Raw genomic sequence first — 17,783 nt, 5'->3', positions numbered from 1 at the left:
CCTCGCCTCAAGTGTAGCGATGCCGATTGTCCCGGTGGGGCGCTGGGGTCCTCAGGGTTCCGGCGCAGGCGTGAGGGGCAGGCGGAGGGTGAACCGGGAGCCTTTCCCCGCCTCGCTTTCGGCTTCCAGGATGCCCCCCAGCAGCTCGGCGAACTTCCGGGAAAGGGTCAGCCCCAGTCCCGTGCCGCCGAATCGGGCACTGGTGGAGGTCTCAGCCTGGGTGTATTCCTCGAAGATGCGGCTGAGCTGTTCCGTGCTCATCCCAATCCCTGTGTCTGTCACGGTGAAGCAGGCCCAGGGGCCATCGGTATGCAATCCCAGGGTGATGGTTCCATCCTGGGTGAACTTGGATGCGTTGCTGAGCAGGTTCTGAAGGATCTGCCGGAGCTTCCTGGCATCGGTATGGAGGCCCAGGATGGCTGGGGCCGCGTCCAGTCTGAGCTGATTGCGCTTCTTCGTCACCAGTGGCTCTACGGTGGCCATGACCGTGGCGAGCAGGGAGGGGATGTCGCTGTCTTCCAGGCAGGCTTCCATCTTCCCTGCCTCGATCTTCGAGAGATCCAGGAGGGTGTTGATCAGATCCAGAAGGTGGCGGCCTGCATCCTGGATCTTGTCCAGATCCCCTGTGAGATCCGGCTGGTTGCGGTCGTTCACTTCCTCCTTCAGGAGCTCGCAATAGAGGAGGATGGCATTCAGGGGCGTCCGCAACTCATGGCTGGTGTTGGCGAGGAAGGTGCTCTTGGCCTGGCTGGCCGCCTCTGCGTCCAATCGGGCCTGGCGGTCGGCTTCGCGCCTGGCCAGCTCTGTCGCCATGTGTCTGACGCTGGAGGCCACTTGTCCCACCTCATCCCTGGAGTTCAGGTCCAGGGAGCCGACATCCATGTTCCCGGATGCGATCTCTCGGGCTTGAGTGGCCAGGGCGTGCAGGGGGCGCGTAAGGCGCCGGGCCATGAGCAGGATGATCGCTCCGACCCCCGCCAGGACCGCGAGGGTGATCACTGTCAGGTAGCGGATCATCCTGGTGGCTGATGAAGGTCCCGTCCTGGGCCAGGATGATGCCGTAGCCGGTCTTTCCAGCCTTCAGGCTCTCGCAGAGCATGCTGATGTAGTCGAGCGAGATCCCGGCTCCGCTGAGTCCCAGGGGTTGCCCGGAGGCATCCTGGATGGGCGCCACCACAAAGACGGTATGGACGCCCGTGGTTCTGGAGGCGAGTGGTGGTGTGATCTGGGAGGGGCCCCCGGCCATGATGCTCTTGAAATACTCGCGGGTGCTGATGTCGCCCCTGAACATCCGATAGCCGTTCCCCGCCTCTTGTACCGTGTGGTATTCCCCCTTCCGGTTCGCTGCATAGACGTCCTGGAACACGGAGGGATACTTCTTGTGGAGGAAGGCGTGGCGCTGGATGTTGTGGCGGTCCACCTCCTCGAAATTCTCATTGATCGCTTGGGCCGCATCGGTTGCCGCGAAGGATTCCGGTTCGAGCATCAGCATCCTGAACCAGTTGTTGATGCTTTCCGCCGTCTTGGCGGTGGTGGCGAGCATGCTGCTGGTCAGTTCCTCCTTGATCAGCCTGTCGATGTACCAATGCGCCCCGAAGCCCAGGGCGAGAAGCCCGAGGAACAGCACGGGCATGACCGCCAGCAGCAGCTTGCTCCTGAATGTGATGGCCTTGAACATGGCGTTCTCTGGGGGGCCGCCGCCGATGGCAGTCCTCTTAATCTTTCGGGGGGGGCGCTGCGGACTTGAGATCGCGATTGCCCGGATCTCTCCGTTCTGGAGGCCCTCAAGGGTCACAAGACCCTGCACCACTGCACCCCGGGCAGGGCGCTCCGCGACCACTGACTCCCCTTTCCCTGACCGGCTCTCGACGGGTAAGGAGAATGGACCATACTGGTAAGGAGGTGGGGCCCATGAGTATTACCGCGGTTGCAACCATGACCAGTAAGGGGCAGTTGACCATCCCGAAGGCCGTCCGGGAGGCCCTGGGTCTGTACGAAGGGGGCCGGGTCCGCTTTGAGGTTGACTCAGAGCAGGGCACAGCCGCCCTGGAACCCGTCAAGCTCCAGGTGTCCGACCTCTGGGCCTTCGCTGTGCCCGGGGCTCCCACCATGAGCTTGGAGGACATGGACCAGGCCATCCAGCGGGGGGCCACCCGATGATCGCCCTGGATACCAACGTCTGGGCCCGCGCTTTCCTGGGGGATGATCCGGCCCAGTCCGCCGCCGCCCGGGCCGCCATCGAGAAGGGCGCTCAGGGGAAGGGTGTCTTTGTGCCCCTCCTGGTCCTGGTGGAGCTGTATTGGGTGCTGAAGAGCGCCCCGGGGTGGGATGCCGCTCGGGTCCACCAGGCCTTGGGGAGCCTCCTGGAGGTGGAGGGGGTTGAAGTGGACCAGGCCGCGATGATCCGGGAGGCCCTGGAGCTCTCCACTGGGGCCGTGGGGCTGGCGGACAACCTCCTGGCCCTGATGGTCAAGGCCCAGGGCTGCACCAAGTTCCTGACCTTCGACACCCGCTTGGCCAAGACCGGAAGGGCTTCCCTCCTGAAGGCCTGATACTCTGCCATCGGCGCGGCTAGGTTTGGCCGCCGAAGAGCCCGCTCCTACACGGGCCCGCCGCGCCGAAACCCTGTAGGGCATCCGGTAGGAGGGTGCGGTGAAGACTCAAGCCGACGAACTGGCGGAGCTCCACAAGATGAACGGGAGTTGTTGGCCGTGGCGGAACAGGTGCGCCGCCTGATGACCTCGCTTCGAGGGTTGCATGAGGGGCCCGAATTTGCTCCACTGATTCGGCATGTGGCCATGAAATGGCTGGATGCCTCGGCCCAGCGTTCCAGTTATACGACCTCCAGAGAGCTGCCCTTTAGGTGGTTCCCAGCGATCCGGGAGACGGATGCCGGGTTTGAGGTGGACCAAGAGGATGATTCCCGGATCGAGGATATGGAGCTTCTGCTGGCCTTCCTCAAGGAAGCGGCTGCCCTGGCTGACCCTGAATGGGTTCTAACCATGGGAATCAGGTTGGGAATTACGGGTCCTTCTGGCGATCTGGGATCGTCAATCGAGGGGACTGCACAGCTCGTACGGCCTCTACGTGCCATTTGAGCACGTCCGGCCTAGCCCCAAAAACAAAAAACCCTCTGATTTCTCAGAGGGTTAAGTGGTAGCCCCAAGGGGATTCGAACCCCTGATCTTCGCCGTGAGAGGGCGACGTCCTAAACCGCTAGACGATGGGGCCACAGGAAGGAAAAGAATACCGTCGATTCGGGTTTTTGCCAAGCAGAAAAGTGAGTGGTCAGGGGGTGGCAGGGGGCGGGTCACTGGCTTTGCTGGGTTCCTCCACGCCTGAGGGTGAGGAGGCTGAACTCCGGGGGGGAGGCGAGCCTGACTGGCAGGCCCACCATCCCGAGACCAGCGCTCACGTTCATCTGGTGGGGGCCTTCGTGGTAGATCCCGCGGGTGAAACGTCCCTGGATGTAGGCGCTGGAGACCCCTGGGACCAGGTTGATCTGGCCTCCGTGCGTGTGGCCCGAGAGGGTCAGCCGGGCTCCGGCCTCCAGGGCCAGATTCCAGTTGCTGGGGCGATGGACCAGGGCCAGGCGCCAGCCATCCCGTGGCATGAGGAGCGCTGTGTCCTGGGGCATGGGGCCAGGTCCGAAGCGAAGTCCCCGGAATCGCCCATTGCGAGCCATGGGATCCTGCAGGCCGAAGATAACTAGCTGATCCGCCCCCCGTGATAGAACCTGGTGTCGGTTCTCCAGGAAGGTGAATCCGATGCCTTCCATCCCGGCCCACAGGGGGCGGGGGTCTGTGAAATAGTCATGATTCCCGAGGATGGCGAATCGTCCCATGGATGCCGGGAAGTCGCGGAAAGCCTGGATGATCGGTTCCACCTCTTCCGGCAGGGCGTCCACCAGATCTCCGGTGATGAGCAAAAGGTCGGGGTGCTCCCGTTCTGCCATGGCCCGCCAGAGCCTCAACTGGTCCCGGCGCACCAGGGGGCCGGAATGGAGGTCCGAAAGGTGGGCAATGCGAAGGCCATCAAAGGCTGGGGGGAGGTCGGGAAAGAAGAGCTCCTTGCGCCGAACCTCGGGTTCCCCATGGCCCTCGCGGTATCCCTTGGCCGTCAGTAGCCCCAGGACGCCGAGGCTGACGATGGCGCCCTTCTGGAGGAAGGCCCTCCGGTCGTGGTCCAGGTCTCTGCCCCGGTGCTTGCGGATCCTCCATAGAAGGGCCTCTAGCGAGAGGAGTAGGAGATTGAAGGTGGAGAGTGCCACGAAGTAAAGCCCTCCCCGGGCCAGGGGGCGCAGGGCATACCCCATCTCCATGGAGGATGCCCCGGTCAGGCGCAGGACCACGTAGGTCAGCAGTGGGACGTGGATCAGGACCAGCGCTGCGGCCAGCCAGGGGCTCCACTTGGGTGGCAGGATCCGGCGGAGGGCTCGCCAGTGGAGGACCTGCAGGCCAATGCCCAGGATCAGGAAGAAGAAAGCCATACCCCCATGATGGCAGTCCTGGGGGTTTTGATTGCAAGTCCTGTGAGGGGGCTAGAGTCAGGATGGTTCCTCGAAGGAGATCACCTCCAGAGGGTGTTCTGCGAGTTTCTGTCGGGTCGTCGGACCCCGAGAGGAGAAGCTCAGGACCGAGATTGATGCCCGGGAGTTCATAGCCATCGAGGTCTTCTCTCCTGTTCGGGAAGACTATCTTCTGAAGCCCTGAGGCTGAGATGTGCGGTCATCTGTCTGGGCATCACTCGCGGGTGGTATTGACGATCTTCGACTTGATAGGGAAAACCCCCGAAACCTTTGATTTCTCAGGGTTTCAGGGGTTTCTTCTGGTGCAACCGGCGCGACTCGAACGCGCGACCTTTGGCTTCGGAGGCCAACGCTCTATCCAACTGAGCTACGGATGCCGAGCTATCCATGATGCCCGTTGTCGGGGCTTTTGGCAAGGTTGGCCCAGCGACGTCCCAGGGCCATGGCGGGCCTTTCGATCCAGCGGTGGGTGAAGGCGGAGATGGCCAGGGTCAGGACGAGGCTTCCGAGGAAGCGCCAGGTGGCGGGGGTGCTGGCGGGCAGGGCATGGGCCACGGCCAGGCTGGCGAAGGGGTGCATCAGGTAGACCGAGTAGCTCCAGTCTCCCAGGAGGGTGAGGGGCTGTTTGAGCCTGCCTTCCGGGACCTCGAAGAAGGCGAAGAGGAGCACCACCAGCATGGCGAGCCCGACGAAACGGGCCCGGTAGAAGCCCGCCAGGATGTCGAAGTGGTCGTAGAAGCGGGGGAGCTGCCACCAGGTGACCAGGAAGATCAGGAGCCCGAGGCCGAGGAACCATTGCCAATGGAGACGCCTGGGGGTCATGCCCCGCAGGTGGGCCGTCAGCCCTCCCAGGAGAAAGAGGAAGGCATGGTTCGGGATCTGGACGTAGGTATGGAACTTGGCGTCCCCCACGAGGGAGGCCGCCTGAACCTTGCCGAAGCTCCAGGGCAGGGCCAGGGCGATCAGGAGGACGCAGCCCAGATACAGGGCGGACTTCCTCCGTGTGGCCCAGGCCAGGAGGGGGAAGGCCATGTAGAAGACGTACTCGATGCCGATGGACCAGCCCCCCAGCACCAGGGCGTGGTTGGGGTGGAAGAGCCCAAAGGTGAGGGTGAAGTTCTCCGCCAGCATGCGGGCCGATGGATCGGGGCCTCTCGCCTGGCTGAGGATCAGGTTCAGGAGCACCGCCACATAGTAGAGAGGGGCGATGCGGAAGAAACGCTTGATGTGGAAGCTCTGGAGGGCCCGCTGATCCCAGCTCGTACCTCTGTAGATATGGAAGAAACAGAAGCCGCTGATGATGAAGAAACCCTCGACGCCGTAGTTCCCCAGGAGGGCCACGAGCCGGTTCAGTGCCGTGCCGGAGTCGAAGAGTTGGTTCCAGATGGAGAGGTGATAGAAGGCCACCGCCAGAGCCATGAAGCCCCGGAGGATGTCCATGGAGTCGACGCGCGAGGAAGGGGCAGGGGTCTTCAAGTTAATCCCAGTCCTTCTTCTGCCGGGCCTGCTTGCGCTGCCCGGTGACCTTCTTCGCCTCCACGCGACGGATCTGGCTGCCGCGGGTGGGGCGCGTGGCGTGTCGGATCATCGGTGCCTTCATGGCTTCGGCCACGATGGTCTGGATCTTGGTTCGGGCGTCCTCAAGGTTGGTGGCCTGGTCCCGGGTCCGGGAGCTGGTGACAATCCAGAGGCCCTCGGCATCCAGCTGGTTGCGGACCCGCCCCTTCAGGCGCAGAAGGGCCCCCTCGCTCAGGCCTTCGATCAGGGTGAGGTCCACCCGCAGCTCGACCTTGCTGGCGACCTTGTTGACGTTCTGGCCACCGGGGCCGCCGCTTCGCACCGCTTTCATGCGGAGCGCCTCTGCGGGAATCCGGACCTGCTCGGTGATGAAGATGGGCTCGGCCATACCGGATCATGGCAGGAGCCCAGCTCCCTTCACAATCCCAGCCGCTCCCGAAGGCGCGGAGCTCCGCCTCGGCTGGCTTCGACTTCCTCGCCTCCCATGAGGCGGACAATGGCCCTTCCTCCGGGGGCAGGCTTGAGGCCCAGCACGGCTTCGGGGCGCACCAGGAGGTGGCGGTGGATGCGGAGCAGGCCGGAGCCCGGGAAGGCGGATTCCACCTCGTTGAGGGAGGTCCACTGGGTCCGGAGGCGTCCCCCGGCGTGGGCCCAGACGACCTCGTTATCCACCTCGAAATAGGTCGTCTTGTGGAGATCCACCAGCAGGACGCCTTCCCCGGCCTGGATGGGGTAGCGGATGGGGCCGCTGGGTGCAGGAGGAGCCTGGGGGCTTGAAGGGGTGCTCCGCTCATCGATCCGCTGAAGGGCCCGCTCCAGGCGGGAGGCCGTGATGGGCTTCAGCAGGTAATCCACAGCCTCGGTGTCGAAGGCCTCTACGGCGTGCTCTCCGAAGGCGGTGGTCAGGACCGTGGGGATCTGGCCTCCCAGGTTCTTCAGGATGGCCAGGCCGTCCAGGTTGGGCATGTGGATATCCAGGAACAGGGCATCCAGATCGGGATGCTGGCAAAGCCATTCGTAGGCGCCCTTGCCTTCGGCGAAGCTGTTCACCACGGTGCATCCGGCCTCCTGTAGCAGGCGGATCAACCGCTTGCGGCTCAGGGCTTCGTCTTCCACCACCACGACTTTCAGTTTTCGCGCACTCATGCGTTGCTCCTCGGGGTCCATTCCACTCGCGCTATCGTCCATTCTCCCTGTCTCTCAAGGGAGAACTTACCGGCTGCATCCGTCCAGAGGCCCAGGCGGGCCTCCAGGTTTTCCAATCCCACACCCTTCCGGTCGCACGCCTTTGGCGGAAGACCGGTATTCGCCACTTGGAGGGCCAGGGTCCGGCCCTCCTGTTGGCAGCTGATGCGAAGCACCCCGCCTTCCCCCTGGGAGCTGATGCCGTGCTTGATGGCGTTCTCCACGAGGGGTTGGAGGAAGAGGGGAGGGGCCTGGATCGCATCGGCCCATGAGGGCCAGTCCCACTCAACCTGCAGGCGCTCCCCGAGCCGCATCTGTTCCATGGATAGGTAGGCTTCCACCAGCCTGCGCTCCTCACAAAGGAGGGCCATGTCCGCCTTACCGTAATCCGTCAGCATCCGGTAGAGATTGGCCAGCAGGGCCACCGCCTCCTCCGCCGCCAACGGATCCTCGTGAATCAGCTCCGAAAGGCCGTTGAGGGCGTTGTAGAGCACATGGGGCTCCAGTTGGTTGCGCAGGGCTCGGAACTGGGATTGGCGCAGCAGGTCGGCCGTCCTGCGCTCCCGGGCCTCCGTCAGCTCCTTCTCGGCCATCCCCCATCCGAAGATCAGGGCGAAGGTCACGTTGAGAAGCCCCAGGCCCATCTCGGGGAAGAAGGGGGTGCGGCGTCTGGGGAGTTGACTGGACCGTTCGGGTTCTCCCGGTCGGGGAGTCCCCATATTGATACCCAGGGGTGCGGGGGGTGGCGTGGACTCGGCCCTTGGTGGAGGAAGCGGGGGGCGCATAGGGGTGACGTAGTGTGTGACCGTAAGGCTCGCCGTCACCCAGAGGAGGTTGAAGGCCAGGGCCGTGAAGAAACGGCGAACGAGACTCCAGCGAGGAAGCTGTTGGGCCTTCCATAGCCAGGGCACAGGGGCGAGTGCCACCTGGAGGAACAGGAAGATGAAGGGGAGGAGCAGTTCGCCAAGCCGCAGGTTGGTTGGGTCGACAAGAATCCGGAAGCCGCCGAGTACGCCCCCTACCAGGAGCACCATCAGGAGATTCGACCTGTGGGTGACCCGGTTCAAAAGAGTTGGAAGGGTGATTTCTTGCCGCATGAATTAGAAGATCCCACGGATAAGTGCGCTGGGAACCCCCTTCGGCTCCCTGGAAGTTTGAGCTTCGGCCAACGTTGTTGGGTGGGGTTTGGCTGGCTGTATTCTGCCGCCAAGCGGCTGATGGGTGGGTATGAATGTCGTTTCCTGGTGGGCCCCTTCTTGCGGGCGCCCTCGATTAGGGGGCTATTTTTGTGCACTTTTTGCCTTGTCATTGATGTAAATATTGGTATAAAATAACCTGTAATTTGATCGCCGTGCGGATAATGGCAGAATCCCTGGGCTTGGTTTTGTCGCAGGGGAGGGTGGAATAGCTATTCGGCGTCTCTGGTATGCCATTCCCCTGCGGGGCTGATCTCCGCCCTGGGAAGTCGCCTGCCCGTTCTGGCTGAAGGTTTGCCAAGGAGGTTCTGGGCTGTGTCCCACACTTCCAAGGAGAACGTCATGGGTATTTCCCCCGCTGGAGCCGCTGCTTCTACGACCGCCACCAGCAGTACCAAATCGGCCGCCCAGGCTGCCGCCAGTCCATCTTTCGCTGAGATCTCCAAGCTGGCCGTCGCGCCGAGCGACACTGTGACCCTTTCTGCCCAGGCCAAGTCCCTGATGCAGGAACAGGGGATCGCTCCCGCCCTCGCACTCCTGGGGAACTGATGTCCCGGTTGGACGGAGGCTCCCCACGCGCCTGTCGCCGATCGGGCACCCGCTGAATGGCGACAGGTGGGCTCCGAATGGCTGGTGCCGGAATGTCTGGTTTGGCGGTTTTTGTCAAAAGGGCTGACTTTTGCTGGGTAAAATTGACACATCCGTGCGGTAAGTCGTTTATGGATACTGTTTTGAATATCGGTGGAGTGCTTGTCGTGGACGGCTTGGATGTCTTGGTCCTGCGCTGGACTCCATCGATATGCGATTCGGCGAGTCGATATACCTGTTGGGCGGAATGTCTGTGCTCTGCGGACCTCGGTGGCGCGGATGGGCGCCATGGCTTGGCAAAGCTCTTGCTCTGGGCACGGCGGACTCTGTCCCTATCAAGCCAGGAGGATTTATGAGCGTATCTCCCATCGGGGCCTCCAGCGTGTCGGCCCTCGTTCTGTCCAGGCTGCTGGGCAATTCGGACACTTCAGGCAGCACTGACGATGCCTCTAGCCTGCTCCAGAGCAGTCTGGACAGCCTCTTCATCTCCCCCGAGGCCCAGTGGATGAGCCGGACCCAGGAGGGGAACCCCTTCAAGGCGGACTTCGAGAATCTGGGCAGTCTCATCCAGTCCGGGGATATGAGCTCCGCCAAGAGCGCCTATGCCGCCATGATCGAGAAGATGCAGTCACGGCAGGATGGCCAGGATGCTGTTTCTGCAGAATTCACAGCCATCGGCCAGGCCCTGGAATCGGGGAACAGCACCGCGGCTCAGTCCGCCTGGGGCGGCATGCAAGCCACGCTTGCGAGCATGGGGGGCGGCCAGCAGGCCTCCAACCCCATGCAGCGTGATATGGACAAGCTCAGCACTCTGATCGCGTCCGGAGATCTCAGCAGCGCCTCAACGCTCTTCCAGGGCATTGAGGACAAGTTCCGGGCGGGTGAAACGAGCGGGGCCGGGACCAGCACCAGCGATCAGTCCAGCTCCATGGATGCCAAGTTCAGCGCCCTGGAAGCTGCCCTCAAGTCCGGGGATTCGGAATCCGCCAAGAGCGCGCTTGCCGCGCTGGAGGAGAGCCTCCAGAAGACGCCTCCTCCTCCGCCGCCTTCCGGAACCCAGGCGTCCTCTGGGATCTCGGACCTGGACGTCCTCCTGCTCTCCAACTACTGGAACTTACCAGGACTGACCTCGCAGGTGAGCGGGGCCGCCAGCGATCTGGCCTAGGATGCGCTGTCGAAGGGGTCCGTCACTCAGAGGAGGCGGATCCGTCCAGGGCGATGCCACGCATGGCATAACCGTAGTTGAAGACGACGGGCTCTGTGCTGGTGTCGGTAGCGGGTGACTTCCAGAGGGTGAGGTATGTCGGGCTGGTGCTGCTGCTGGAGGTGCTGCCGGAGCCCACCAGCCAGTCCTTGTTCCCCGGGTGGGCGATGACGGTGACGTAGATGGGATTTGCCGTGTTCCCGGGGAGTTGGATGCTGGGGGCCACGTTGTTGTAGGTCTTGGAGAACTGACTGTTCTTGTAGGCGATGACCGGGTTGGTGGCGTTGGTGCTGATGGCCGTGTAGACCAGGCTGTTGGTGGAGTCGGCGGCAAGGAGCCCGTAGCTGGCGAATTCCGTCTCATCCCCGATGATCACCTTGGAGAATGCCGAGGAGGTGCCCAGGCGCAGTCGGGCACCGGAGTAGCTGTTGTCGCTGTCGTCCGAGAGGGTCTTTCCGCTGTTGAAATAGGCATAGACCCTGCTGCTGGTGACCGCCACCCCATAGCCGTTGTAGTCCTTTGAGGTGGTCAGCAGAGTCGCGGAGGAGGAGGAGACGGTATCGTCCTGGGCGTAGCTGGTCGGGCTGCTGATGACCCAGATGCGGGAATTGCTGCTGTTCCATTCGGTGATGTAGAGGTTGCCGGAGCTGTCCACGGCCATCTGGCCGAAGGTGCTGTCGTCCAGAAAGTCATCGCTGTCCAGCTGGAAGGTCCGGATATAGGAAGACGTGAGGGCACCGCTGCGGGAGCGGATGCTGTCGATGCGGGCGATCAGGCCCGTTGTCGACACCAGCCAGAGGCGGCCATGGGTCCGGTCCATGCACATGCCACCCAGGCCAAGGGTGTCAATGTCTGCCAAGTAGTCGGAAGTCAGGGTCCGGTCAGGGGTGGGGGCGGTCGTCACACTGCTGGTGGATCCGCTTGTGTAAAGGGTCTCCAGATCGTCCCAGGCCAGGATCTTGCTGCTGCTCTCGTCAAATGCGTAGAGGCCTGTCCCGGAGGTTTCAGTCCCCGCGACAATGCAGGCCGTGCACATCATGAGGCTAAGGGATGCGATGGCCCCTAGAAGGAGACGCTGGATCTTCATGGTGGGTTCTTTCCTGGGAAGGGCGCAGCCTAGAGGGAGTCGCCATCATCTTACGTGATCCCACATTCTCCATCGTTCCGGAATCCTTTTCTTCGAATCGCTAATTGAAAGGGGCCCGGACGATGCCGGGCCCCCTTCAAATGCCATCCGTGGGGTTTACCCGCGGGTCATGGTGCCGTCCCAGGTCTCGATCTTCTTGGGAATGGCCTTGCCGGTGTTCCAGGTGGTGGTGACGTTCTTGCTCTCCGTGAAGAAGATGAAGCCGTCCCGGCCCATGCAGTGCAGGTCCCCGAAGAAGGAGCGCTTGTGGCCGGTGAAGCCGAAGATGCCCAGGGGCACGGGGATGCCGACATTGATGCCCACCATGCCACCATCGGTGCGGGAGGCGAACTGCCGGGCGTAGTGTCCGCTCTCCGTGAAGATCACGGAGCCGTTGGCGAACTCGTTGCCGTTCATGATGGCTAGGCCCTCTTCGAAGTCCTTGACCCGCTTGAAGCACACCACAGGCCCGAAGATCTCCTTCTGGCCCACGGTCATTTCAGAGGTCACGTTGTCGAAGATGGTGGGCCCGAGGAAGAAGCCGTTCTCGCAGCCGGGGGCTACCTGGGGGTTGCGGCCGTCGAGCACAAGCTTGGCACCCTCAGCGATCCCCTTCTCGATCCAGCCGGTCACGAAGGCCTTGTGGCCTGCGTTGATTACGGGGCCCAGGTTCGTATTCTTTTCCCAGGCCTTGCCCAGCTTCAGGCCCTTGGCTAGCTCCACCACCTTGGCGATGAGTTCGTCGGCCACTTCGTTCTCGACCACGATCACGGGCAGTGCCATGCAGCGCTCACCGGCGCAGCCGAAGGAGGAGTTGATGATGCTCTGGGCCACGCGCTCGATGACGGCATCCTTGAGCACCAGGGCGTGGTTCTTGGCCTCGCAGAGGGCCTGGACCCGCTTGCCGTTGGAGGCGGCGGTGGAGTAGATGTGGAGACCCACCTCCGTGGAACCTACGAAGGACACGCCCTTGATGGCGGGGTGGCGCAGGAAGATCTCGGACTCGTGGCGGCTGCAGGTGACGATATTGAGCACACCCGCGGGGAGACCGGCCTCCTCCCATAGTTCCATGATGCGCATGGAGGTCTGGGGGACGAAGCTGGCGAGCTTGAGGACCATGCAGTTGCCGGTGGCGATGCAGATGGGGGCCATCCAGCCTTGGGGAATCATGGAGGGGAAGTTCCAGGGGGCGATGCCGGCGAAGACGCCCATGGGCTCATTGAAGCGCACGGTGTCGAAACCTCTGGAGACGTTCATGACGGACTCGCCCTTCATGATGTGGGGGGCGCCGCAGGCGAACTCCACCACCTCGATGACCTTGAGGACATCGCCCTTGGACTCGTCCCAGTTCTTGCCGTTCTCCCGGGCGCAGATCTCGGTGAGCTCATCGAGGTGCTGGTCCAGCAGGGTCTTCATGCGGAAGAGGACCTGGACACGGGCGGACACGGGGGTATCGCGCCAGGCGGGGTAGGCCTGGTCGGCGGCCTGGATGGCATCCTCCACCTCCTCGGCGGTGCAGGTGGGGGCCATGGCGATGACGGCGCCCGTGGAGGGGTTGTGGCAGGGCATGAACTTGGTGGTCTTGGAATCCTTCCACTGGCCGCCCGCGTAGTAGCGCAGCTTGGTGGGCTTCTGACCGCTGATGGGGTCGACGGCCAGGGATTCGTCGGTCGTGAAATAACGCTGGGAAGTCATGACGGGATAGTCTCCTTTGCAGGGATTGAAAGCTTTTTCTTTATCCCCTTCATCCCCTTTATCCTGGCTAATTCTTTTTAAAAGCAAAATTGAGCCAGGATGAAGGGGATGAAGGGGATACTACAGGTGAAGTTAGGTCAGCGCAGGTGAGGGAGGTCAGGAACAGTCTGGCTTTTCGTCCCTGTGCCTCCCCGGCTCAGGCCAGGCCGATCTTGGAGGGCGTGAGGGTGCGGTAGTAGCTGCCGCCGAGGTGGTTGGGATTGACGGCCTCGCGCACCTTCCACTGGTAGGCGAAGACCAGGGGCTGAGCCGCATTGACATACATGGCGTCGTGCTCTTCCTGGGTGAAGTTGAGGCCGTCCTTGCGGCGGATATCCTGGTTCCAGCGGCCCATGTCGACGCCCAGGCCCTTGGAGGTCATCCACTTCTGGGTCTCGTCGATGAAGTCGTTGGTGCCCTGGATGGAGGCCTTGTCGTAGGCGTCGAAGTTCACGAAGAACTCCCAGCCCATGGCTCCGCCACCGCCGATGATGGACAGACTGCCCATGTCGGAGTCGCCGCCGGTGTCGGCGATGGTGGTGTGGGTCTTGGCCCACTTGTCCTTCAGCTCCGAGGCTTCCTCGATCACCGCCGTGGCCACGAAGACGTTGGAAGAAAGACCGTAGTTGCCCTCGTAGGAGCCGCAGAGGGTGTAGTTGAGGTTCTTGTGCCCCAGGCGCAGGAGGTAGAGCAGGACGTAGTCCTGCATGTCCTTCTCCAGCATCATCTCGGACTTCCAGCCGCCGCAGAGTTCGAGGATGCGGTCGAGGACCTTCTCCTTGTAGGCGATGTCCCGGGCGGTCATACCCGCCAGGACGACCTGGATGTCCATCTTCATGAGCTCGTTCTGCTTCTTGAGCTCGGGGTCCTGGAGCAGGGGCTCGAGGTCGGCGAGCTGGCCGTTGGGATCATTGAGGATCCGCAGCATGGCGGCCTTGATGTCCCGGCCGAACATGTTGAACTGGCGGTGGCCCAGGTAGACGATCTCGGCCTCGTGCAGCATGGCGGCGCCCTTGGCCCAGGCTTCCCAGGAGGGATAGCACAGGGTGTAGCACTTGAAGTTGTCCGGGAGGCTCGCCTTGTAGGCGGGCGTCTGGCCCCGGGTGGGGATGCACGTGGGGCCGGGCCAGGGGTGGAGGCGGATGGCCACCTTGGTGCAGACGCCCATGGTGCCGGTGGTGCCCTGGAAGCCGCGGAGGACGGAGCGGGTGCTGGGGCCGGGGCCCTCGCCGTTGAACCAGCCCGCGCCAGCGCCCAGGGAGCCGGTGCGAAGGACCTCGCCGTCCGGCAGGACCCACTCAGCACCCAGCATGTTCTCGCCGGCGACACCCATGGAGATGGAGGTGGGGCCGAAGCCCACCCAGCCAGCGGTGCTGGCCACCACGGAGCTGCTGCAGCCCACACCGGGGATGTTGCAGTTGAGGCCCACCTTCATGGCCTCCACCTGGACCACGGCGCCGATGGCGTAGGGTTCCACCACGGCGATCATGTTCTTTTCGTCGATCTCGATCCCCTTCATCCGGCGCATGTCGAGCTGGATGGCGTTCTCGGAACCGATGAAGCCCATGGCGGACCAGAAGGTGGTCGAAGCCTTGAACTGGATCTTGTATTTGTTGCAGAGCTTGATGATCTTCTGCACCTCCTCCGTGCTGCCGGGCATGATCACCGCCTGGGGCAGGGGAGTCTTGTGATCGAAGGGGCCGTAGTGGGCCGAGGACTGGGAGGTGATGCAGCGGTAGCTCTCGAGCACCCCCTTGTCCTGGGAGATGTTCCTCTGCCCCACCACATCTTCGAATGCCTGATAGATTTCAGCCGTCAATGCCATGGGTCACCTCAGAGCGCTTGCTGAACGAGTTCAATGATGTCGAATACCTGGATGGACTTGCCGTGCTCGTCCACGGCGCCCATGAAGTTGGCTTCGCACCAGGGGCAGGCGGTCACCATGGCTTCGGCGCCGGTGGTGTTGGCCTCGGTGATGCGCTCGCTGGCGGTCCAGGCAGAGTATTCGGGAAGGGTCTGGCTGCACCCGCCGCCGGCGCCGCAGCACCAGGCGTACTCGCGGATCCGGTCCATTTCCACCAGGCGGAGGCCAGGGATGGCGGCCAGGACGTTCCGGGGGGCGTCATAGATGCCGTAGGCGCCGTTGTAGCGGGGGCGCTTGGGCGACCAGGTGTGGACCTGGTTCATGATCTTCTTCTCGGTGCCATCCCAGGGGACGAAGGGCTCACCCAGACGGCCCAGGTGGCAGGGATCGTGGTAGGTGACGGTCATGTTCACGGACTTGGTGAACGTGAGCTTGCCTTCCTCGATCAGGCGCTCCAGGTATTCCACGGTGTGGAGCACCTCGATGGCCAGGCCCAGCTTGGCGTACTGCCGCTTCAGGGCGTGGTAGCAGTCCGAGCAGGGGGTGACGATGACCTTGACGCCAGCCGTGTTGAAGGCCTTGATGTTGGCCTCGGCGCGCTCCGTGAACTCGGCGCGGAAGCCCATCTGCAGGGCGCGGCCGCCGCAGCAGGCGTCGGCATTGCCCATGATGCCCACATCGGCACCGGCATCGATCAGGAGCTTGAGGGCAGCCTGGGCCACCTTCTGGAGCTTGGGGTCATAGCTGTACTTGCAACCGGGGTAGAAGGCCACCTCAGCCTTGTCCTTGAAGAGGTCCTTGACCTGGATGCCCTTGGCCCAATCCAGGCGCTGGGCCTTCTTGGAACCGGGGATCATGGTCTGTTCCTGCTTGAGGGCGGCCATGATGCCAGCCTGGGCGGGCAGGGTCTTGCCCTTCTCAACAGCATCGACCTTGAGCTCGATGTTGTGCTCCAGGGGCTCCAGGTTGTAGCGGCAGACCTTGCAGGTCACGTCGCAGGAACCGCAGGCCATGCAGTCGTGGACCAGTTCCGTGATGGTCTCGGTGTAGTCCGCATCGCCATCCAGGATGGTCTGGCCCAGCTGGAAGCGGCCACGTGCGGAGTAGGTCATGAAGTTGTTGTAGGCGATGCTGGGACAGTTCTCCCCGAAGCGCTCGCTCTTGAGCTTGTCGAAGGGAACCCACCTGCAGTTGAGGCAGTTGCTGCAGCGTTCCTGCATGGGCCTGAAATCTTGCAATGCCATGTTCAGTCTCCTCTGTTAGACGCTGAGCTTTCCGGGGTTCAGGATGCCGTTGGGATCGAAGATCCCCTTGACCTTCTTGAGCGCGATGGTGGACTGGGCGTCCTTGTTGAGTTGGAGCCGGGCCCAGATGCCGTGGGGGCGGGAGAAATAGGCACCCATGGAAGAGATCGTTTCGCTGATGTCAACGAAGAGCTTCTTGGCGCGGGCACTCTCTTTGGCGCAGGCGGCGTTGTAGGGCAGTGTGAACTCGCAGTGGCAGCCCACACCCATGTTGATGGGCTGGATGTAGACGCCGATGTCCTCGACGGGATACCCGGCGGCGATGGCCTGCTTCTGCACCGCTTCGATGAACTCGGGAGTCCGGTTCAGGGTGGTGGTGAAGAAGATGTCCTGGAAGGCGCCCTTGGCGGTCTCCTTCCAGAAGGGCACCTGGGAGGGCTCGAAGGCCTTGGCGCGGACCTGCTCGGCACGGAGGCCCGGGACGCTGGGAAGCAGTTGGAGGCCGCAGGCCTGGGCGATCTCGGCGATGTCCTGCTCCTGGGCCTGGACCCGCTCCTCGGGCAGCAGTTCCCGGCCCACCACGTTGACCACGGCCACGTAGGTGGGGAGTTCTGCCTTGAGGGTCTTTACTTCTTCGGCATTTCCGCCCATCAGGGAGGCCAGGGCGGCGCCGTTCATCACGAAGAGGCCATCGCTGAAGCGAACCCGAAGGGTCTTATACGCGAACTCGTTCACGTCCTCCAGCTTGGCGGCGGGCACCAGGTAGGTCCGCTCGACCTGGGGCAGCAATTCGCAGCGGAGGGAGACCCAGGTGACGATGCCCATGGTGCCCTGGGAGGCCGTCAAGAGGCGGTAGAAGTCCAGCATGTTGGGGCCCGTGGGGCTGACCTGCCACTTCTGGGCGGCCCACTGCTTCTCCAGATCCCGGGGGCCGGCACCGGCTTCGCCGGTGAACATGCGGTTGCCATCGCCCCAGGTGACTTCGGTGCAGCGCAGGGGTTCGGTGTAGTTCCACTGGTGCAGGGCGTTGAGTCGGGGTTCCAGGTCCAGGACGCTGGCGGCCACCGACTTGGTGGCCCGGGGAGCCAGGGGCATGGAGAGGCACATGCCCTCCTTGGCCAGGGCGGCCTGGAGCTCGCCGTAGGTCACGCCGGGCTCCACCACCGCCATGCGCTGCTGGCGGTTGATGTTGAGGATCTTCTTCATGCCGCTGAGATCCACAATCACCGATCCCGGCATCTCGGCCACGGTGTCCCCCTTGTAGTGGGGGGCGCCGGAGCTGACGGGCACGAGGGGGGTCTGGGTCTGGTTGGCCCACTTGACCAGGGCCTCGACCTGCTCGGCACTCTGGACCTTCACCACCGCCGCCGGTTTCATGGGGGTGGCAAAGCTGCTATCGGAGGCGTAGGCGGCGAGGCTTTCGGGGGTCGTGGACACCCCGGCCTGCCCGACGATCCCGGCAAGTTGGTTCAAGGTTGCATTCACTTCCAACCTCCTTTTCAGAAAACGACAGAGGAACTCCGGGTGCAAACTGCAAGCAGCGCCGGGGAAAACAACAAAAGAGCTGTTCTGGATTATCCGAGCTTGGAATATTCA

Annotated in this window: 17 protein-coding genes and 2 tRNA genes; 5 read left to right on the top strand and 14 right to left on the bottom strand. The window is 63.0% G+C overall.

Annotated elements, in window-relative coordinates; all coding sequences use genetic code 11:
- Positions 1–51 precede the first annotated feature (51 nt).
- Both HOLFODRAFT_RS0209875 and HOLFODRAFT_RS25070 read right to left on the bottom strand, forming a co-directional pair.
- The gene (locus HOLFODRAFT_RS0209875; protein WP_211237946.1) at positions 52–951 is read right to left on the bottom strand and encodes a sensor histidine kinase; all 900 of its coding nucleotides are present in this window, start codon (positions 949–951) and stop codon (positions 52–54) included.
- On the bottom strand, positions 845–1,678 hold the full coding sequence (locus HOLFODRAFT_RS25070) for a cache domain-containing protein (RefSeq protein WP_148300414.1): 834 nt from the start codon (positions 1,676–1,678) through the stop codon (positions 845–847). The genes HOLFODRAFT_RS0209875 and HOLFODRAFT_RS25070 overlap by 107 nt, the downstream gene beginning before the upstream one ends.
- Before the next feature lie 233 nt (positions 1,679–1,911).
- Between HOLFODRAFT_RS25070 and HOLFODRAFT_RS0209865 the strand changes: the two genes are divergently transcribed.
- From HOLFODRAFT_RS0209865 to HOLFODRAFT_RS0209855, 3 genes are all read left to right on the top strand, one after another.
- Positions 1,912–2,160: an AbrB/MazE/SpoVT family DNA-binding domain-containing protein gene (locus tag HOLFODRAFT_RS0209865; protein ID WP_005038335.1), complete on the top strand. Its 249-nt coding sequence runs from the start codon at positions 1,912–1,914 to the stop codon at positions 2,158–2,160.
- Complete coding sequence (locus tag HOLFODRAFT_RS0209860) at positions 2,157–2,552, top strand: PIN domain-containing protein (protein ID WP_005038332.1); 396 nt, start codon at positions 2,157–2,159, stop codon at positions 2,550–2,552. Before HOLFODRAFT_RS0209865 ends, HOLFODRAFT_RS0209860 begins: the two co-directional genes overlap by 4 nt.
- Positions 2,553–2,711: 159 nt before the next feature.
- Positions 2,712–3,098, top strand: coding sequence for a hypothetical protein (locus HOLFODRAFT_RS0209855; protein WP_005038329.1), 387 nt, complete (start codon positions 2,712–2,714; stop codon positions 3,096–3,098).
- A gap of 56 nt (positions 3,099–3,154) precedes the next feature.
- Here the strand turns inward: HOLFODRAFT_RS0209855 and HOLFODRAFT_RS0209850 are convergent.
- From HOLFODRAFT_RS0209850 to HOLFODRAFT_RS22970, 7 genes are all read right to left on the bottom strand, one after another.
- Positions 3,155–3,231: transfer RNA gene (locus tag HOLFODRAFT_RS0209850), tRNA-Glu, on the bottom strand.
- 79 nt (positions 3,232–3,310) lie between these two features.
- Positions 3,311–4,489 carry a metallophosphoesterase gene (locus tag HOLFODRAFT_RS0209845; RefSeq protein ID WP_005038327.1) on the bottom strand — a complete coding sequence of 393 codons (1,179 nt, stop codon included), beginning with the start codon at positions 4,487–4,489 and terminating at the stop codon, positions 3,311–3,313.
- A 339-nt stretch (positions 4,490–4,828) separates the two neighbouring features.
- Positions 4,829–4,905, bottom strand: a tRNA-Arg gene (locus tag HOLFODRAFT_RS0209840).
- Between the two features lie 4 nt (positions 4,906–4,909).
- Entirely contained in the window at positions 4,910–6,004 is a 1,095-nt protein-coding gene (locus HOLFODRAFT_RS22975; protein WP_052572526.1) for an acyltransferase family protein, read from the bottom strand.
- A 1-nt stretch (position 6,005) separates the two neighbouring features.
- Positions 6,006–6,434 carry an alternative ribosome rescue aminoacyl-tRNA hydrolase ArfB gene (arfB, locus tag HOLFODRAFT_RS0209830; protein WP_005038323.1) on the bottom strand — a complete coding sequence of 143 codons (429 nt, stop codon included), beginning with the start codon at positions 6,432–6,434 and terminating at the stop codon, positions 6,006–6,008.
- Positions 6,435–6,463: 29 nt separating this feature from the next.
- Positions 6,464–7,192, bottom strand: a complete 729-nt coding sequence (locus HOLFODRAFT_RS0209825; RefSeq protein WP_005038321.1) for a LytR/AlgR family response regulator transcription factor — start codon at positions 7,190–7,192, stop codon at positions 6,464–6,466.
- Complete coding sequence (locus tag HOLFODRAFT_RS22970; protein WP_005038319.1) at positions 7,189–8,328, bottom strand: sensor histidine kinase; 1,140 nt, start codon at positions 8,326–8,328, stop codon at positions 7,189–7,191. The genes HOLFODRAFT_RS0209825 and HOLFODRAFT_RS22970 overlap by 4 nt, the downstream gene beginning before the upstream one ends.
- Before the next feature lie 441 nt (positions 8,329–8,769).
- Here HOLFODRAFT_RS22970 and HOLFODRAFT_RS0209810 point away from each other — a divergent pair, with 441 nt between their 5' ends.
- Both HOLFODRAFT_RS0209810 and HOLFODRAFT_RS0209805 read left to right on the top strand, forming a co-directional pair.
- Positions 8,770–8,976, top strand: coding sequence for a hypothetical protein (locus HOLFODRAFT_RS0209810; protein ID WP_148300413.1), 207 nt, complete (start codon positions 8,770–8,772; stop codon positions 8,974–8,976).
- Positions 8,977–9,367: 391 nt separating this feature from the next.
- Entirely contained in the window at positions 9,368–10,180 is an 813-nt protein-coding gene (locus HOLFODRAFT_RS0209805; RefSeq protein WP_005038315.1) for a hypothetical protein, read from the top strand.
- Between the two features lie 22 nt (positions 10,181–10,202).
- On the opposite strand, the gene HOLFODRAFT_RS0209800 is transcribed toward HOLFODRAFT_RS0209805, so the two are convergent.
- From HOLFODRAFT_RS0209800 to HOLFODRAFT_RS0209780, 5 genes are all read right to left on the bottom strand, one after another.
- Positions 10,203–11,306 (bottom strand): NHL repeat-containing protein, encoded by a 1,104-nt coding sequence (locus tag HOLFODRAFT_RS0209800; protein WP_005038314.1) that lies wholly within the window; start codon positions 11,304–11,306, stop codon positions 10,203–10,205.
- A gap of 156 nt (positions 11,307–11,462) precedes the next feature.
- The gene (locus tag HOLFODRAFT_RS0209795; protein WP_005038313.1) at positions 11,463–13,040 is read right to left on the bottom strand and encodes a CoA-acylating methylmalonate-semialdehyde dehydrogenase; all 1,578 of its coding nucleotides are present in this window, start codon (positions 13,038–13,040) and stop codon (positions 11,463–11,465) included.
- A 196-nt stretch (positions 13,041–13,236) separates the two neighbouring features.
- The gene (locus HOLFODRAFT_RS0209790) at positions 13,237–14,904 is read right to left on the bottom strand and encodes an FAD-binding oxidoreductase (RefSeq protein WP_005038311.1); all 1,668 of its coding nucleotides are present in this window, start codon (positions 14,902–14,904) and stop codon (positions 13,237–13,239) included.
- 8 nt (positions 14,905–14,912) lie between these two features.
- Positions 14,913–16,187 (bottom strand): (Fe-S)-binding protein, encoded by a 1,275-nt coding sequence (locus HOLFODRAFT_RS0209785; RefSeq protein WP_005038310.1) that lies wholly within the window; start codon positions 16,185–16,187, stop codon positions 14,913–14,915.
- A 15-nt stretch (positions 16,188–16,202) separates the two neighbouring features.
- Positions 16,203–17,660, bottom strand: a complete 1,458-nt coding sequence (locus HOLFODRAFT_RS0209780) for an FAD-binding oxidoreductase (protein WP_148300412.1) — start codon at positions 17,658–17,660, stop codon at positions 16,203–16,205.
- Positions 17,661–17,783: the final 123 nt, after the last annotated feature.

The sequence above is a fragment of the Holophaga foetida DSM 6591 genome, assembly GCF_000242615.2.
In the GTDB taxonomy this organism is placed as follows: Bacteria; Acidobacteriota; Holophagae; order Holophagales; family Holophagaceae; genus Holophaga; species Holophaga foetida.
This window is presented reverse-complemented; position numbering and strand designations above follow the sequence as displayed.

Bases quoted from the DNA above. Each gene is read 5' to 3' on its own strand.
- HOLFODRAFT_RS0209875 (WP_211237946.1), bottom strand. From the start codon at position 951: ATGGCCCGGCGCCTTACGCGCCCCCTGCACGCCCTGGCCACTCAAGCC.
- HOLFODRAFT_RS25070 (WP_148300414.1), bottom strand. From the start codon at position 1,678: ATGTTCAAGGCCATCACATTCAGGAGCAAGCTGCTGCTGGCGGTCATG.
- HOLFODRAFT_RS0209865 (WP_005038335.1), top strand. From the start codon at position 1,912: ATGAGTATTACCGCGGTTGCAACCATGACCAGTAAGGGGCAGTTGACC.
- HOLFODRAFT_RS0209860 (WP_005038332.1), top strand. From the start codon at position 2,157: ATGATCGCCCTGGATACCAACGTCTGGGCCCGCGCTTTCCTGGGGGAT.
- HOLFODRAFT_RS0209845 (WP_005038327.1), bottom strand. From the start codon at position 4,489: ATGGCTTTCTTCTTCCTGATCCTGGGCATTGGCCTGCAGGTCCTCCAC.
- arfB (WP_005038323.1), bottom strand. From the start codon at position 6,434: ATGGCCGAGCCCATCTTCATCACCGAGCAGGTCCGGATTCCCGCAGAG.
- HOLFODRAFT_RS0209825 (WP_005038321.1), bottom strand. From the start codon at position 7,192: ATGAGTGCGCGAAAACTGAAAGTCGTGGTGGTGGAAGACGAAGCCCTG.
- HOLFODRAFT_RS22970 (WP_005038319.1), bottom strand. From the start codon at position 8,328: ATGCGGCAAGAAATCACCCTTCCAACTCTTTTGAACCGGGTCACCCAC.
- HOLFODRAFT_RS0209810 (WP_148300413.1), top strand. From the start codon at position 8,770: ATGGGTATTTCCCCCGCTGGAGCCGCTGCTTCTACGACCGCCACCAGC.
- HOLFODRAFT_RS0209805 (WP_005038315.1), top strand. From the start codon at position 9,368: ATGAGCGTATCTCCCATCGGGGCCTCCAGCGTGTCGGCCCTCGTTCTG.
- HOLFODRAFT_RS0209800 (WP_005038314.1), bottom strand. From the start codon at position 11,306: ATGAAGATCCAGCGTCTCCTTCTAGGGGCCATCGCATCCCTTAGCCTC.
- HOLFODRAFT_RS0209795 (WP_005038313.1), bottom strand. From the start codon at position 13,040: ATGACTTCCCAGCGTTATTTCACGACCGACGAATCCCTGGCCGTCGAC.
- HOLFODRAFT_RS0209790 (WP_005038311.1), bottom strand. From the start codon at position 14,904: ATGGCATTGACGGCTGAAATCTATCAGGCATTCGAAGATGTGGTGGGG.
- HOLFODRAFT_RS0209785 (WP_005038310.1), bottom strand. From the start codon at position 16,187: ATGGCATTGCAAGATTTCAGGCCCATGCAGGAACGCTGCAGCAACTGC.